The following is a 16499-nucleotide window of genomic DNA, read 5'->3' as shown; positions in this document are numbered from 1 at the left end:
TTTTTAAAATAATTTTCTTTTGATGTAATTTTATACTAAAATTTAAAAAAAGCAAAGATTATATGAGTGTTATTAAAGATGAAAAAAAGCTTCTAAGCGTCATTAAACGTATCGATGAAAAGATCGATAAAAATAATGACCAAAAGATACTTGCCTTTTTTGAATCTCTTGGACTAACTGAAAGAGAGGATGTTCCTAAAAATTTTCTGGATTGGGATACGATTCTTATTGTTGTTCCTGACCGCCACATTTCGCATGAATTAAAGTATTACAAATTCTCTATATCAAGACTTTTTTTTGTAACCAATCCGTATGCGGACAATATTCATATTTATGATTTTGACGAATGGAAAAATGTTACGCGAAATAAAACACAGTTTCAAATCAGGGAAATGATGAAAACGAGTTTTGGCGGTGTAAAAAAGGCAAATACAGAAAACGAATAAACAATTTTAAAAACAAAAAAGCCCATTTCTAACGATTTGGGCTTTTTTTTGTTTTAGTTTTCAGGTTGCCAATTTTGAATTTCTCAACTTATTTGATAATCTCAAAAATTTTTAGAAATTTCTGCTCTAATTTTTTCTTTCTTCTATTCGCTTTCCATCGGGAATAAAAAGCCATAAAAAGCAAAAACAGGTTAACAATTGTCGAAGCTTTTCGTAAACCTTTTCCAAAAAACAGAAAGAATAAATTAATTGCGACAATCAAAACTATTGGAGAATATTCCACCCAAATCGACTGAAATTTACTATTGGCTTCAACTATGTAATCTAATTTAAGTGCGCTATCAACACTTTTATATTTTCCTTTTATAACAAAAATGGTTGGCGATAGCTCTGAATTCAGCGTTAAACGAAAATCAGTATCATCAAAATGACCATAAAAAGGCTTTGATCCTCCAAATCTGGGGAATATTCTAAACGAACTTAATTTTACTTTTACAGAACCAATTTCTGTATTGTTTTTTAATCTCGCTCTGAATTCTGTTACACTGAGTTTTGATCTCATTTTACTTTAAAGTATTATAAAAGCTCATTTTTATTTTTGATCCAACAAACCTTTTATCATATCCTCCAAAGCTTTTCCGTGAATATTTTTCGCCAGAATAATTCCGTTTTTATCAATTAAAAAATTTAACGGAACGGACTGCAACATATAATCTGCTACAACTGGAGACTGCCAATATTTTAAGTCACTTACATTTGTCCAAGGTAATTTCCCTTTCGCAATTGCAGTAGCCCATAAAGGCTTTTTAGTATCCATAGATATACTGTAAATTGATAATTTTTCTGGGTAAGTATTGTGCAGTTTTAATAATGTTGGCTGTTCTTTAATGCAAGGTCCGCACCAAGAAGCCCAAAAATCAACCAATACCAAAGAACCTCTTAATGAGGAAAGTGAAATATTTTCTCCTTTTGTATTTGGAAGATCAATCTCAGGAGCGATATCTCCAACATCAACGCCAACAACTTGCGCTTTTGTACTGGTTATTACACAACATAAGAAGCCTAGAATAAGTAATATTTTTTTCATAATTGATTACGTTTTGTTGATTTGAGGGGCGTTTTTTAATCTCACAAATATAATTTTTCTTTCCTAAATTCCTCATCATTTCATCTTCTCCATCACAAAATTATCCTAAATAAATGATTCCTTAATTGACATATCGGGAAAAGTCGATATATTTGCACCATGGAACATTTAGAAATTTTTAAAGCATTATCCAACAAGTCCAGATTGCAAATGCTGGAATGGTTGAAAGAACCCGAAATAAACTTTCCTGGCCAACTAGAACATGGCGGATTTGAACATGGAGTATGCGTAGGACAAATCCAGGCAAAAGCCGGTTTGACCCAATCTACAGTATCTGAATATTTATCTATTTTACAACGTGCCGGTTTCATCGAAGCCAAACGCGTTGGACAATGGACTTATTATAAACGCAACGAAGGTGCCTTTGAAGCACTCAGTAAATTAATTCAATCTAATTTGTAAAATTACTATGAGTACAAACAACCTATTTTCAGGATTTAACTTAAAATCGTTAAACCTGAAAAACCGAATCGTAATGGCGCCAATGACGCGCTCTTTTTCTCCAAACGGAGTACCAACTGATGAAGTCGCAGCTTATTATCAAAAAAGAGCTGAAGGCGAAGTTGGCTTAATATTATCTGAAGGAACTGTAATTGACAGACCTTCCTCATCTAATGATGCTAATGTACCTCATTTTTACGGCGAAGAATCTTTAAAAGGATGGCAAAAAGTGATTAACGAGGTTCATACTGCCGGCGGAAAAATGGGACCGCAAATCTGGCATATGGGAATTATGGACAATCATCATTCTGGATGGGTTCCTCCTGTTCCTTTTGAAGGTCCGTCTGGATTAAACCGTCCTGATTTTAGAAATGGAGTTGCCATGACTGAAAAAGATATTGAAGATACCATTCTGGCTTTTGGAAAAGCTGCCGCTGATGCGAAAAAATTAGGTTTTGACACAGTCGAAATCCACGGAGCGCACGGTTATTTAATCGATCAGTTCTTTAGAGCTGAAACCAATTTACGTGAGGATATTTATGGCGGAAAAACATTGCCGGAACGTAATCGTTTTGCAATTGAGGTGATAAAAGAAGTTAGAAAGCAAGTTGGAAATGACTTTGCTGTTATCATGCGTTTTTCTCAATTTAAACCTTCTGATTACAATTATAAACTGGCTAAAAACCCAGCAGAATTAGAAGCTTGGCTTACGCCTCTTGTTGATGCCGGAGTTGATATTATACATGCTTCACAACGTCGTTTCTGGGAACCCGAATTTGAAGATTCTGATCTAAACTTTGCAGGATGGGCTAAAAAAGTTACCGGAGCGCCAACAATTACAGTGGGTTCTGTTGGACTTTCTAGCGATTTCTTTGGTGCATTTGCCGGAGAAAGTTCTGAGCCAACTTCTTTAGATGAATTAAACAGACGTTTCGACAGAGGTGATTTTGATTTGGTTGCCGTTGGAAGACCTCTTTTATCTGATCCTAACTGGGTAGCTAAAATTAAAGCAGGCAAAACTGATGACTTGAAAGGCTTTAGTAAAGAAGCTTTAGGACAATTGGTTTTGGAATAAGTTTTTTTTTTAAGGTTCAGAGGGACAAAGAGACAAAGGGACAAAGTTTTTTTCTCTGAAAAACTTAAACTTTATAAACATAAAAAAGGGATGAAACTTGGTGTTTCATCCCTTTTTTTATGAGATGTAGGATTTGCCTTTGCCACTTTGTCCCTTTGTCTCTTTGCAACCTCTGCACCTTTGTCCCTTTGAAACTATGCTACTTCCTTTCTTCTTTGAAATTTACTTTGAAGCCAGTTTCTAACTGGTTCATCATATAGTTTTAAGCATAAATACGCAATAGTAATACTTGCTATTAAAACACCAATTCCTATAAGATATCCGTCTTGTAACGAAACTTTATTGTCGACAACCCAAGCCGTATACCAGTAAATTAATGGATAGTGTGTAATGTAAATTGGGTATGAAATGTCTCCCAAACCTTTGCAAATTTTCAGCGAAAGCGGATTTTTTATTACTCCTCCTGCTCCAATTGCAACAATAAGTGGAAAAATCAAAATGATACAAAATGACTCATATAAACCGTTCATCCACAAACTGTTTTCGTCACCTATTCTCGGCATCGCTAGAACTATAGTAATTAATAAACTACAAACCCAAAAAGCGCCTTTAATTTGGATTAATTTCCCTAAACGACATAGCAAAACTCCAGCAAAAAATGGATATAACAAACGTGTAAATCCAATATTTATTTGTTCGAAATTTAAAGACCAACCTCCAATTACATCGCCTTTTGGTCCAAAAACGGTATAATTAATCAGCATTCCCGCGAATATCAAAACAAATACCGACATTACTTTGTTTGAAAATTTTCGAAATACCAAAGCATATAAAATATTAGCAATATATTCGAAGAAAAGCGACCAAGCCGGACCATCTAAAGGATGCATTTCGCCCCAGCCTCTAATTTCTAAAGAAGGCGGAATAGGCAATAATGTAAATCCAACTATCATGGTAACAATTACTTTCCAAACTTCCATATTGGCAATCATTGGAAACAAATTGTCTGAAGCCTGAAAATAGTAAAAAATGGCTCCTATAATCATTCCCATAATCACCATGGGTTGTAAACGTATCAATCGGCGTTTGTAGAATTCCCATTGCGTCATTTTCGTCCAGCGATCGTCATACGCGTAAGCGACAACAAATCCGGATAAAAGGAAAAAGAAATCAACAGCCAGATAACCGTGATTTATAATCTGTTTAAATCGGCTTCCTCCGTTAAATGCTTCTAAAATGTGAAAAGCAACAACAATAATAGCCGCTACTCCACGCAAACCGTCTAGAATTTCATAATGTTTTTTAGGTTTAATATCAGTAGAAATTGAACTCATGATTTTTTTTTGTGGTTATTTAGGTTAGATTAATATTTTTTTGAAAGATAAAATCGTTTTTAGAATATGCAGTGTTCAAGACATTTTCTAATTATCTAATTTTATTTATTGATGATTTTTAAGCCATTCTGCTCTTCGCTGATCCGGTAAGTGCTTTACAGAAAAGTTTTCGAATTTAGCCTCAAAGCCATTTCCGTCAGGAGAAGCAGCCATTAAACCCACCATCACAGGGGTATTATCCTGCAAAGGCGCATTTCTGGTCATGATATAATTTTTGTCATCAAAAGAGTAAAAGACCTCAATTGCGTCTAAACGGCGAACTGCCTTGATCCAGATAAAAGGTGGCGCTTTCTCTAGTGTTGTTACGCTCCAGTCGCTTTTATCGTGTGTTACTACTGTACTGACGTTAAATTTTCCGTCTACAAATTCGACTCCGGTTTTGATATAATTTTTCTCGTCGATGCGAATCATTAATCCCATTTGATCGAAACGGGCGATGTAATTTCCGGTCAGTTTTACTTTTGCTTCGAACTCGTCGCCATAATTTGCATAATAAAAAGGCGCATCATCAACTGTAAATCCGTAGTGCGAAATTCTCCAGTAATCGCTATTTGGTGTTACATTCATTATTAATGCATTGTTTTTAATTTCCCATTTTTCAGGTTCATTAAACCATTGCATTTTACTAAGACTCTGTGCTGAAAGTGTTTGAAATAAGAAAAGTGCTGCAAAAAGTAGTATTTTTTTCATTCTGGAATTTATAAAATTATGAATCACAAGATATAAAAAAAGGTATTTTATATCTAATTTTTAAAAAGCAAAGCTGCAAATATTTCACTTGCAGCTCTACAACCAACCAATTTAGAAAATTAATGAAATTTATTTAAGTGAAAAATTCACTTTAGATTTGATGTTTACCGAAGATGCTCCAATGATTGCTTCAAAATCTCCAGGCTCGGCAACCCATTCGTGTTTTTTGTCATCAAAGAAACTTAGAGCAACTTTATCGATAGTAAACGATACCGTTTTTTCTTCACCCGCTTTAAGCGAAATTTTCTCAAAATCCTTTAATTCTTTAATAGGACGAGGCAAAGAAGATTTTAAATCGGAGATATAAAGCTGAACAATCTCTGATCCTTCTCTATTTCCAGTATTTTTGACTTTTACAGAAAATGTAATTTTATCACTCGCCGTCATTTGCTTTTTATCTGCTGTTATTTTTCCATATTCGAAAGTGGTGTAACTCAATCCGTGACCAAAAGCGAACAAAGGCTTAACTTTTTGTTTATCAGCCCAACGGTAGCCAACATAGATTCCTTCGTTGTACTTCACTTCATCGCCACCAGGAAATTCCCCTAAAGCATGAGCGCCGTTATCTGATAATTTTACAGGAAAAGTAAATGATAATTTTCCTGACGGATTAACATCTCCAACCAAAATAGCAGCCAATGCATTTCCGGCTTCTGTACCTAAAAACCATCCCTGAACAATTCCCGGAACTTCTTTTATCCAAGGCATTGCAACTGCATTTCCTGAGATATTTACAAAAACAACGTTTTTATTTACTTTGACTAAATCGCTTATTAATTTATCCTGACCATACGGCAAATTCAATTCTTTACGATCATTTCCTTCTGCATCCTGATTATCACTTTTGTTCAATCCTCCAATAAAAAGAACAATATCAGCATCTTTTGCAATTTTTAATGCCTCAGCACTTAATTCGGCAGGAGAACGTTTGTCTTCCAGACTTACTTTAGCCACAACTCCATTGTAATTACTTGTTGGATCACCAACATAACCACGAGCATATACTATTTCAGCCTGATTCCCAATTCGGGCTTTCAATCCTTCAAGTGGTGTAATTTCATATCTTGCTTTTAATGAAGAACTTCCTCCACCAACAGTCATCATTTTAATTGCATTCTCACCAATTACAGCGATTTTCTTAGTTTTAGAAAGGTTTATTGGCAAAATATTGTTGTTGTTCTGAAGTAATACAATTCCTTCTTCGGCGATTTTACGACCTGCATCGGCGTGTTCTTTTGTTCCGAAAGAACCAAAAGGACGATTTTTATCCATATTGGTCAGGAAAGATAAACGTAAAATACGACGCACTTTTTCATCTAATTCTTTTGTTCCAACTTCACCTTTTCTAATCATTTCAGAATAAGGTTTTGCCAAATAATAATTGTCATAGGCATTGCTTGTTCCCCAGGAAAGTCCGTTTGTCCAAGATCCAAATTCCATGTCCAAACCATTAAAAATAGATTGTTTTGTATCATGAACTCCTCCCCAATCTGAGATTACAACACCTTTAAAACCCCATTCTCCGCGGAGAATATCGTTAAGCAAAAATTCATTATGACAACATTGCTGCCCTTTATATTGGTTGTAAGAACCCATAATTGCCCATGCATCGCCTTCCTGAACAGCTGCTTTAAACGCAGGCAGATAGATTTCATAAAGAGCACGATCGTCTACAATTACGTTTACAGAATTACGATTAGTTTCCTGATTGTTTAATGCAAAATGTTTCACGCAAGCCGCAACTCCAATCGACTGAACGCCTTTTATATAAGGAACAACCATTTTTGAAGTTAAAAACGGATCTTCTCCCATATATTCGAAGTTACGTCCGTTTAATGGGCTTCTGTAAATATTTACGCCTGGTCCTAACAATACGTTTTTATTACGGTAACGTGCTTCTTCCCCAATAGATTTCCCATACAAAGAAGCCATTTCTTTGTTCCATGTTGCAGAAAGCGCTGTAAGAGCCGGGAAAGCGATACAAGAATCATTTGTCCATCCGGCCTGATCCCATTCGTCCCATTTTACTTCTGTACGAATTCCGTGTGGTCCGTCTGTCATCCAGTTTTCCGGAATTCCTAAACGCGGCACACCCGGCGAACTGAATTTGGATTGCGCATGAATCATGGCAATTTTTTCTGAGGTTGTCATTCGCGAAAGCGCATCTTCGACACGCTCTTCAATTGGCTTTTTGTCATCCAGATAAACCGGAACTTTATTTTGAGCCTTTAGTCCAAATGAACTCAATAATACTAAAACAACAATTGTTTTAACGTTTTTAAACATAACTAATAAGTATTTAAGCATTCAAATTAATTAAAGATTGAATGGCACACCAATATCATCTTTAATAATATTGTAAAACTAAAACGTTATAGTTTGCGATGGAATTTTAAAGTAGAAAAAGTAGTGAATTAAAAACTTAATTTATTAAAAATCAATAAATTACAATTTATTTAAAGCATAAAAAAGTAGTGATTTTAAAAGACATTGTTACATTTTCAATGCAATTATTCCAATTTTCATCACCATTTCTTCAAAATCATTTCTCGAAACTGCCGCTTTGTTTCTAGCTCGTGTTCGATAATTATAAATTGTGCTTAAAGAGTATCGCAGAAAGGCTGCGATTTTTACGCTGTCCGTAATTCCTAAACGAATTAAAGCAAAAATTCGAAGTTCGGTATTCAATAATTCTCCCTGTTTCAAAATTATTTGCTCGTCTTTAATTAGCAATTCATTAAAATCCTTGACAAAGGTTGGATAGAGGTTCAGGAAAATGATGTCAAAATTCTTGTAAAGTTCTTCTAATTCAGTATCGACTAAAGTTGTAGATCGTAGTATTTTAGAAATCTCTTCAAATTGCTTTGCAGTGGCTTTTTTGTTTAAGATGAGACGATAATTTTCCAGCTTATTGATGTAAGTTGAACAAAGACTGAAAAAATGAGCGATATATTCTTCCTTAATATGGTTGGATTCTGATAATTGTCCGTTTCGTTCCTGAAGTTGCAAATTGGTTTCGGTAATATCATGATTCAGTTCTGCTAGTTTTTGGCTTGTTTCATAAAGTTCTCCACGAATTCTGGAAACTTTTTTCATTTGCTTGTACACGTAAATTACCGCTGCGATTAAAAAAACAGACAACAAACTGATACATAACAAATAAAGCTGTAACTCGGTTTTCCTTTTGGCCTCTTTTTCCAAATAAACGGTATTGATAATAGAATACACTTCCGACATTAATAAAGTCCGAAACTGTACATTACAATAAATAGCATCCTCAATAGCCGATTGCGTGAGTTTATACGCCATGTCGACATTTCCTATTTCATAAAAAACCAATGCTAGTTCTTGCAGTGAAGCGTTGTCTTTATTGGCATTTTGAATGTCAGCTGTTGCTGAAAGCGCAAAATATTTTTTTCGCAATTCGAGCTGCTTTGTATGCTCAAAGATATCTCCCAATAAATACGTAATCATCGCATATTGCGGATTATCCTGTTTTATTCCTTTTAGGAGATTGAGCAACTCTTTTTGGGCGCTGTCGTATTTTTTTTGCGAAATTCCCTGCTGAATTTTATTGATTTTAAAGCTTAAAGTATTCGGATCTAATACACCTAAAAGTGAATCCCTGTATTTTCGGATTTGCTGTATGTATTTAACATCATAACTATTGGCGGCATAATGCTCGAAAAACTCGCGATACGCCACATAATAATCCGATAAAAGCGTTGTTGAGAGTTTTCGTTTATCGATCCCTTTTAAAATTGCTTCGGCTTCGCGGTATTTTCCTGAAGAAGAATATAAATTTACTAATTGAATCTGCGCTAAATTCAATAATTCATCGTTTTGAAGCTGATTGGCTATTTTCAGGTTCTTTTTGACATACAAAATAGCCGAATCCGAATTGAATTTCTGATATTCTGCAAACAATGTTTTATTGTAATTGTATTCTTGTTCAGGAGTTAAATGCTCAGATTTTATTTTTTTGAAGTTTGAAATTCGCTCTTCTTTTAAATAAACGTAATGCGCTTTGTTTTGTAAAGCTAAATTCAATTTCATCAAAATATCATCTGTGCTTTCCGTCGCAAAGACCGAAAAATTTCCACAAATGACTACTAAAGCGATTAAATACTTTTTCAAGCTGATTTTTATAAAAAGGAATTACAAATATAACAAAGTGTTTAAATAATCACACTCGACCTATTATCTATTGTCTTGCGATTGGTGCAGAAAGGCAACTTTCCGGAATATCAAATGCATTGACCAACGCAACTGCATCCGGTCTGATATCCCAACACAACTGATTAACTATTTTTCGAATTGCTTTTGTTTTTGCGGCTTCCATATAACCATCTTCAAGATACCAGCCTTTGTTTTTTTCTAATTGCAAAAGCGCAAATAACTGATACAACTTCGTTAAAATTTGTTTTGAATTTTCATCTTCAATTGCTTTTAAGGCTTCCTGAAACTGTTCTAAAATAATGCGCTCCAAATACGCCTGAGCCACATCGATCATTTGATGTTGTACAACATTAAAAGCGTCATAAGCTTCCAAACCGTTATCAATTAGTTTTTTGATACGTTTTGCTGCCGATGCCAGAATTGTTTTTTCGCGATGAACAAATGCCTGAAGATGAAATTCCTGATCAAGAAGATGTTCTTCATCCGTTCTTCGGGTTGCTATTGGGTTTTTCTCGGCAAGAGCCGTTTTAGCATTTTCATACACATAATTTATAATTCCCGCGGCACCCATTTCTCCAAAAGACTTTCTGAATTCAGCTAAGCGGTTTTTGGCTACTAACTGCATCAAAACAGTGTTATCGCCCTCAAAAGTGGTATATATTTCGGTATCGTTTTTTAAAGCATCGATTCTGTTTTCAGACAAATATCCTTTTCCGCCACAAGCTTCACGGCATTCCTGAAGAATATCTCTCGTGCTCCAGGTTGAATACGATTTCATTCCGGCGGCCAAGGCTTCTATTTCCTGCATTTCACTTTCGGTTCTGTTCAGGAATCTTTTGGTTAGATATTGAAGTCCAAAATGTACCGCGTAAGTTTTGGCTAGATTCGGTAGTAATCTACGTTGATGCATTCTGTAATTTAAAATTGGAACTTCTGATCCGCCTTCAGGGCCAAATTGTCTTCTTTGATCGCTATAGCGAATGGCAATTGTTAATCCAGATTTGGCTGCAGCCAAAGCAGATCGCGGAATCCCGATTCTTCCTCCCACCAAAGTACCCAACATCGTGAAAAAACGACGATTATCACTCGGAATCGGGCTTTCGAATTCTCCCTTTTCATTTACAGAGGCGAAACGATCCAGCATATTTTCTTTCGGAATCACAACGTTATCGAAACTTATTGTTCCGTTGTCAACGCCGTTTAATCCCATTTTATGTCCACAATCACCGATAGTAACGCCTTTTAGAACATTTCCGTCAGGATGACGCAATGGTACAACAAAGGCATTTACGCCATAATCGTGGTCGTTAATAATAAGTTTAGCAAAAACAGTTGCCATTTGACCATGAACGGCAGCGTTTCCTATATATTCTTTTTGAGCATTTTTATTTGGCGTATGAATGGTAAAAGTCTGCTCGTTATGATTGTATGTTGCCGTTGTTTCCAATCCTTTTACGTTAGATCCGTGATGGGTTTCGGTCATGGCAAAACAGCCGGGAAGTTTTAGAGAACCAATATCTTTTAGATATTTAGCATAATGTTTTTCAGTTCCTAAAGACTGAACGCTCATTCCCCAAAGTCCGAATTGTACACCAAATTTAATCACCAAACTTAAATCGTGATAACTCAGCGTTTCCATGATTGCGAAATAATCTTCTACATTTCCTCCTCCACCGTATTCTTTCGGATACGCCATATTTCCTAAGTTTTCATCGGCCAGAATTTTACACCAATTGTAAACCGTTTGGCGAAAAACATTAATATCTGTAGAAGTTTCGTAAGCAAATTCAGGTCTGGAAATAATCGATTTGACTCTTTTGATGATTGGAGCTTCTTTTCCGTCAAGGAATTCTGTTATTTTTTGGATATCAAAATTGCTTGTCGTTTGCGAATTTGCAGTAAACGAACCCGTTTTTGTTTTAAAATTCTGAATGGCTTCTTCGCCTAAAAAACCAAGATTGTTCTCGAGTTTTGTAAAATCTGATTCTAGTGATTTTATATCCAAATCTTTATCTGACAACGCAACAGCAATATCAAAAATGGATTTGATAGTAGTTTTATCCTGAATGTGCGATTCTATATCTAATTTCCATTGTGAGAGTTCATTTCGCGAAGGCGGATTTGAAATATCAACTTTTGAAAGAAGCTGCTGTTTTTCTTCGGGCGAAAGCCAAATTAAATTATTGATAAATTCCTGAATCGTTGTAAATTCTTTTTGAGTTAAAAGATCATCAGACCACACTAAATAAAATAACGGAATAAAGGCTTGGAGTTTGGAATTTTTCATATAAAAGGATTCGGTTTTTAATTAATTTTTGCCACTCCCGATAGCTATCGGGATTCACAGATTAAAAGGATTTTTTCTTGCCACGAATTACACGAATTTTCACAAATTTCTTTCTTTTTAAACTAAATCAAATTCGTGAAAATTCGTGTAATTTGTGGCTAATTTTTATGCATTACCATATAATCCTTTTAATCTGTGAAATCTGTCGCTATAAAGATTCAATTTACTGCATAAAAAAACAGGAATGAAAAATACTCATTCCTGTTTTAAAACCCTGTTAAGATTCTCGTAATTTTACCCTTTAAACCAATAAAAAATGCAAAACCAACTTATTGAGAATCTTTAGGTGACAGGATATATTTTTGCTTTATGGCAAATATGTGATGTGAGTTAAAAACCAAAACGGCCAGAAAAACGATTCCGTACGCTACAATTTGTATAATTCCAAATTGTTCTTTGTAAAAAAACATAGCCAATAGAAAAGCAATCATTGGGTTGATATTTAAAAGCATTCCGACTGTCGAAGAATTAATTCCGGAAAGCGCATATAAATTAAGAAATAACGGAAAAATGGTAAACAAAATAGCAATTGTTTCAATGCAGAAATAGAACTTAAATTCTGTTGGCACTTCCCCACTGTATGCCGGATAAAAAGGCAGTAAAAACAAAGCTGCCAAAGTAATATGAAAGGTTAGAATGATAAATTTATCAAAACCTTTATTAATACGCTGGCTCACAAGATAAGATGCATACGTAAAACCAATAATGATACTAAAAAACATATCCATAATATTAGCGTACGACAATAAAATACAACCCGAAATACTTAGCCCAACCGCAATCCATTGTGTTTTGCTTAATTTTTCACTCAAAATAAAGTAAGCCAATAAAGTGGTTAAGATGGGACAAACCAAATAGGCCAAAGAAGTCGCTTTTACGCTTACATGGTTCATTACATAAATAAAAGTAAACCAGTTCGCCATTAGAAAAACGCTTCCGCCGATATTCAGCAAAGTACTTTTTCTTTTTTCTGCTTTTGGTAAAGCCTTAAAAGTTTCGATTGTTTCTTTGACTTTTTTTCTTCTGAAAGTAAAAGAAATTAGCAACATTAAAACACTGCAACTGAAAACACGATAGAACAAAATATCCAGAGAAGCGTAGTCATGGATAGGTTTTAGAACTAAACTGAAAAAGCCCCAAATAATAAAACAGGTAATTGCAGCGATGTAATATTTTGTTGTTTTCACAGTGTTTCGTTTTTAATTTTCTTGGTGAAACAAATTTCTAAAAAATAAAATAGCAATACAGATACAGTTTTTGTAAATTGCACCATAACAGTTTTTTTTTATGAAAAATTCAAATTACCTCTATCTTCAGTTTGCGGACAGGATCGAAAAACAAATAAAATCGGGTGTTTTAAGTGTTGGAGATAAACTTCCGTCAATTCGTGAAGTATGCGCTGAAACGGGTTACAGTATGAGCACCGTGAGCAAAGCATATTATGAAGTAGAAAGCCGATCGCTTATTGAATCCAGACCACAATCAGGTTATTATGTAAGCAACACCTCTGCACGAATAATTACGGAACCTTCTCCGAGCAGTCCAATTTTAAAAGGCGCAAACATAGATCGCGAAGATTTAATTGATCAGGTGTACGGCAATATGACGGACAAAAATATTACGATGCTTTCGTTGGGTTTTCCATCAAATGAGTTGCTGCCTATAGCGAAATTAAATAAAGGAATGATTCAGGCGATGCGTTCATTGCCCAATAGTGGAACGAGTTACGATCAGGTTAAAGGCAATCTGAATCTGAGAAGAGAAATTGCAAGGTGGTCGTTTACCTGGGGCGGATCTCTTACGGAAGAAGATATCATTACAATGCCGGGCTGCACAAGTGCTATTTCGCATTGTTTAATGACGCTTACAAAACCCGGAGATACCATTATTACAGAAAGTCCCGCTTATTTCGGCATCTTGCAACTTGCCAAATCATTGGGTTTGTATATAATGGAATTGCCTACCAATATGACTACCGGAATTGAACTGGAGGCATTGAAAAAAGCACTTGCTTCTAAAAAAGTAAAACTTTGCCTGTTGATGAGCAATTTCAGTAATCCTTCCGGAAGTATGATGCCGGCTGAACACAAAATTGAAGTCGTAAGATTGATGGAATTTTATAATATTCCGCTGATTGAAGATGATATTCACGGCGATTTATACTTTGGCTCCAGCCGACCAACAAATTGCAAAACCTATGATGAAAGCGGCATTGTACTTTGCTGTAGCTCGGTTTCTAAAACACTTTCACCCGGATATCGCGTAGGCTGGGTTTCGCCCGGAAAGTTTAAAAAACAAATTTTGCGTAATAAAATTTATCATTCGCTCTCCTCACCTACGATTACACATGAAGTCGTGGGCGATTTTCTTAAAAATGGACGTTATGAAAATCATCTTAGAAAAATACGTCAGATTCTAAATCATAATTGTAATAATTATATCAATACAGTTTTAGAATCATTTCCGGCGGGAACAAAGGTAAGTCAGCCACAAGGCGGTTTTTTTCTTTGGGTAGAATTAGACAAAAGCGTCGATACTGCGGCATTTTATCATTTGGCAATGCAGCACAATATTAGTATTGCGCCGGGCCGAATCTTTTCGTTTCAAGATCAGTTTTCAAATTGTATGCGCCTAAGTTTCGGACTTCCGTGGAGTAATGAATTGAGACAATCTATTCAAACTTTAGGAAAATTAGCCACCAAATAGTTTTATAACCCATTGAGTACAAATTATTTTAACACATAGATACATAGACAAATGACATTCGAAAAAGGCGTTTCACTTATTTAAAATAAACATAGTTAGCTATGTGTTAGAAACTAGTTTCTTTTTGTATTCTTTTTTTACATAATCCCGAAGCTTCGGGACTATGTTTCTATGTGTTAGATAAAAACAAGAATTACAGCCAGCGGGGTTTTATAATAAAAAATAACGCCCGTAAAGGCGTTGTCAATTAACAAATATAAGAAACCAAAAATCAATTTATAGAACGAAATAAGCGTCGCTTTCGACTTTCTTAGGTTCATCTTTTAAATCAAACTCTTTTATAATATCAAATTCGCTTTGATATTCGTTCAGCATTTGCTTCAGATTTTTTTCGATTGTATTTGCAATAGTGGTCATTGGCGTATCTGTTGGGCGATTCTCAAACGGATCCTGCAAATGAATTGCCATTCTTTCTATTAAGAAAAAAGCAGTCGAAATAGCTGTAATTAATGGAATCGCAAACCAACTTAAAACACTTGTCAATCCAAACGGAAGCAGTAAAACGAATAAACACAATGTTAATCGGATATACATACTATATGTTGTTGGAAATATTGTGTTTTTAATTCGCTCACATTTTCCCATTTCGTCGCATAATCTTGATAAGGTATTATCAATTTCTACCTGTTGGTACATATTGATTTTCTTATCATTTTTTGCATTTCTAAGATCGCGCGCATGCAGCATCAGAATTGCATTTGGAATGTTTTGATGATTTTTTATATAACGCAATTCTTCATCGCTTACCAAATCTTTAATAGGCTTTATTGCATCTTTATTTCGAAGTGCATTACCTAAACTATAACACCAGGCAATTTGCCTTTTTGCGAAATTTTCTTTGAATTCACTAGCTTCAACAGAAAAATCCGGATCTTTATAAAACGTCAATACCTGACGAATTAATGTTCTCGAATCGTTTACAATCGCACCCCAAACAATCCTCGCTTCCCACCATCTGTCATAAGCCTGATTTGATTTGAAGGCCAATAATAGCGATATAATGGTACCAATCATGGTTGGAATAGCAATAGGAATATCTACAGGTAAATTGATAAAATAATGGTGAAAAATTTCAAATAAAATCGTGTAAACCAATACCAACACGATTTCAACTTTAACTTTCCCGAGAACGTACTTCATTGGAACTCTTTTCTTTAATAACATACTTTCGGTTTTAAAATTAAAATTTAGCTACGAATGGCTTTATACCATTTCTTCATAAAGTGAAAGAACCGGAAGTCCCAGTTTTTCGTTTATGCTTTCTTTTTTATTCTTTTTGAATTTAATTTTCTCCCCTTTTCTTGTTTCTACAAGCAAATCAATTTCGTATTTAGAAATTGCTTCAGATAAGTAAGGCGCTATCTCATCGTAGTTTTCATCTGTTTTAGCTGTTTGGCTGACGATTTCATAGGAGAAATTATCATTCAAAAACTGCTGAACGTCTTTAACATGCATATTTGCGTTGCTGTTTTCGATATAAAGTGCTTTTGAAAAATCTTCTTTTAACTGCTCGTTTCCTAAATGAAGAATTGGACATTTTTGATTTCCGGCCAATTGAACCAAATACTGATGAATACGTTTTGTTTCCTGTTTATAAGAATACGTCAGAACGACTAGTTTTACAGAAAAGTGTTCGATAATTCTTCTGAAAATTGGAGATGAAAGTCCGTATTGATTGTGAATTGTAATTTTGCAGTTTTTTGTATGATCAATCATATATCTGCAAGTTTCTAAAACTTCTTCCTGACTTTTGGTTAGCCCAGTACGCATTTCACGTAAGAAGTTAGACGATGAAAAAGCATCTGGAGTTTCTGAAACCATCATTAATATGATTTCGCAGTCTGTATTTTTAGATTGTGTAATTGCCGATTTTACTGCTGCAATTGTATCATCTTTTAAAGTCGTCGGTATAAGGAAATTTTTCATATGTATAATCTTTTAGTTTATACATACA

General features: G+C 34.8%; 14 protein-coding genes. 4 read left to right on the top strand and 10 right to left on the bottom strand.

Annotation, left to right across the window (positions count from 1 at the left end; genetic code table 11):
• The first annotated feature begins 62 nt into the window (after positions 1-62).
• Complete coding sequence (locus BD847_RS03435) at positions 63-446, top strand: hypothetical protein (protein WP_115886863.1); 384 nt, start codon at positions 63-65, stop codon at positions 444-446.
• 88 nt (positions 447-534) lie between these two features.
• Here BD847_RS03435 and BD847_RS03430 read toward each other — a convergent pair whose 3' ends face one another.
• Both BD847_RS03430 and BD847_RS03425 read right to left on the bottom strand, forming a co-directional pair.
• A complete protein-coding gene (locus BD847_RS03430) occupies positions 535-1008 on the bottom strand; it encodes a hypothetical protein (RefSeq protein WP_115886861.1) in 474 nt (157 codons plus the stop codon).
• Between the two features lie 30 nt (positions 1009-1038).
• Positions 1039-1533 (bottom strand): TlpA family protein disulfide reductase, encoded by a 495-nt coding sequence (locus tag BD847_RS03425; protein ID WP_115886859.1) that lies wholly within the window; start codon positions 1531-1533, stop codon positions 1039-1041.
• Positions 1534-1692: 159 nt separating this feature from the next.
• On the opposite strand from BD847_RS03425, the gene BD847_RS03420 reads away from it, so the two are divergent.
• Both BD847_RS03420 and BD847_RS03415 read left to right on the top strand, forming a co-directional pair.
• Entirely contained in the window at positions 1693-1995 is a 303-nt protein-coding gene (locus BD847_RS03420; protein ID WP_115886857.1) for an ArsR/SmtB family transcription factor, read from the top strand.
• Between the two features lie 7 nt (positions 1996-2002).
• The gene (locus tag BD847_RS03415) at positions 2003-3109 is read left to right on the top strand and encodes an NADH:flavin oxidoreductase (protein WP_115886855.1); all 1107 of its coding nucleotides are present in this window, start codon (positions 2003-2005) and stop codon (positions 3107-3109) included.
• Positions 3110-3303: 194 nt separating this feature from the next.
• On the opposite strand, the gene BD847_RS03410 is transcribed toward BD847_RS03415, so the two are convergent.
• The 6 genes from BD847_RS03410 to BD847_RS03385 all read right to left on the bottom strand — a co-directional run bounded on the left by BD847_RS03410 (position 3304) and on the right by BD847_RS03385 (position 12966).
• Positions 3304-4443 carry an acyltransferase family protein gene (locus BD847_RS03410; RefSeq protein WP_115886854.1) on the bottom strand — a complete coding sequence of 380 codons (1140 nt, stop codon included), beginning with the start codon at positions 4441-4443 and terminating at the stop codon, positions 3304-3306.
• 105 nt (positions 4444-4548) lie between these two features.
• Positions 4549-5193 (bottom strand): DUF1349 domain-containing protein, encoded by a 645-nt coding sequence (locus tag BD847_RS03405; protein ID WP_115886852.1) that lies wholly within the window; start codon positions 5191-5193, stop codon positions 4549-4551.
• A 129-nt stretch (positions 5194-5322) separates the two neighbouring features.
• A complete protein-coding gene (locus BD847_RS03400; RefSeq protein WP_115886850.1) occupies positions 5323-7539 on the bottom strand; it encodes a glycoside hydrolase family 3 C-terminal domain-containing protein in 2217 nt (738 codons plus the stop codon).
• Between the two features lie 207 nt (positions 7540-7746).
• Entirely contained in the window at positions 7747-9390 is a 1644-nt protein-coding gene (locus tag BD847_RS03395; protein WP_115886848.1) for a DUF6377 domain-containing protein, read from the bottom strand.
• A gap of 67 nt (positions 9391-9457) precedes the next feature.
• Complete coding sequence (locus BD847_RS03390) at positions 9458-11719, bottom strand: acyl-CoA dehydrogenase family protein (protein ID WP_115886846.1); 2262 nt, start codon at positions 11717-11719, stop codon at positions 9458-9460.
• A gap of 329 nt (positions 11720-12048) precedes the next feature.
• Positions 12049-12966, bottom strand: a complete 918-nt coding sequence (locus BD847_RS03385) for an EamA family transporter (RefSeq protein WP_115886844.1) — start codon at positions 12964-12966, stop codon at positions 12049-12051.
• A 100-nt stretch (positions 12967-13066) separates the two neighbouring features.
• Here BD847_RS03385 and BD847_RS03380 point away from each other — a divergent pair, with 100 nt between their 5' ends.
• Entirely contained in the window at positions 13067-14485 is a 1419-nt protein-coding gene (locus BD847_RS03380; protein WP_115886843.1) for an aminotransferase-like domain-containing protein, read from the top strand.
• A 276-nt stretch (positions 14486-14761) separates the two neighbouring features.
• Here BD847_RS03380 and BD847_RS03375 read toward each other — a convergent pair whose 3' ends face one another.
• Positions 14762-15709: a bestrophin family protein gene (locus BD847_RS03375; RefSeq protein WP_115886841.1), complete on the bottom strand. Its 948-nt coding sequence runs from the start codon at positions 15707-15709 to the stop codon at positions 14762-14764.
• A gap of 39 nt (positions 15710-15748) precedes the next feature.
• Positions 15749-16471: an adenine nucleotide alpha hydrolase family protein gene (locus BD847_RS03370; protein WP_115886839.1), complete on the bottom strand. Its 723-nt coding sequence runs from the start codon at positions 16469-16471 to the stop codon at positions 15749-15751.
• Positions 16472-16499: the final 28 nt, after the last annotated feature.

This window comes from Flavobacterium cutihirudinis, assembly GCF_003385895.1.
Taxonomy (GTDB): Bacteria; Bacteroidota; Bacteroidia; order Flavobacteriales; family Flavobacteriaceae; genus Flavobacterium; species Flavobacterium cutihirudinis.
Note: the sequence above shows the minus strand (reverse complement) of the source record. Positions and strands in the feature narration are given on the sequence as shown.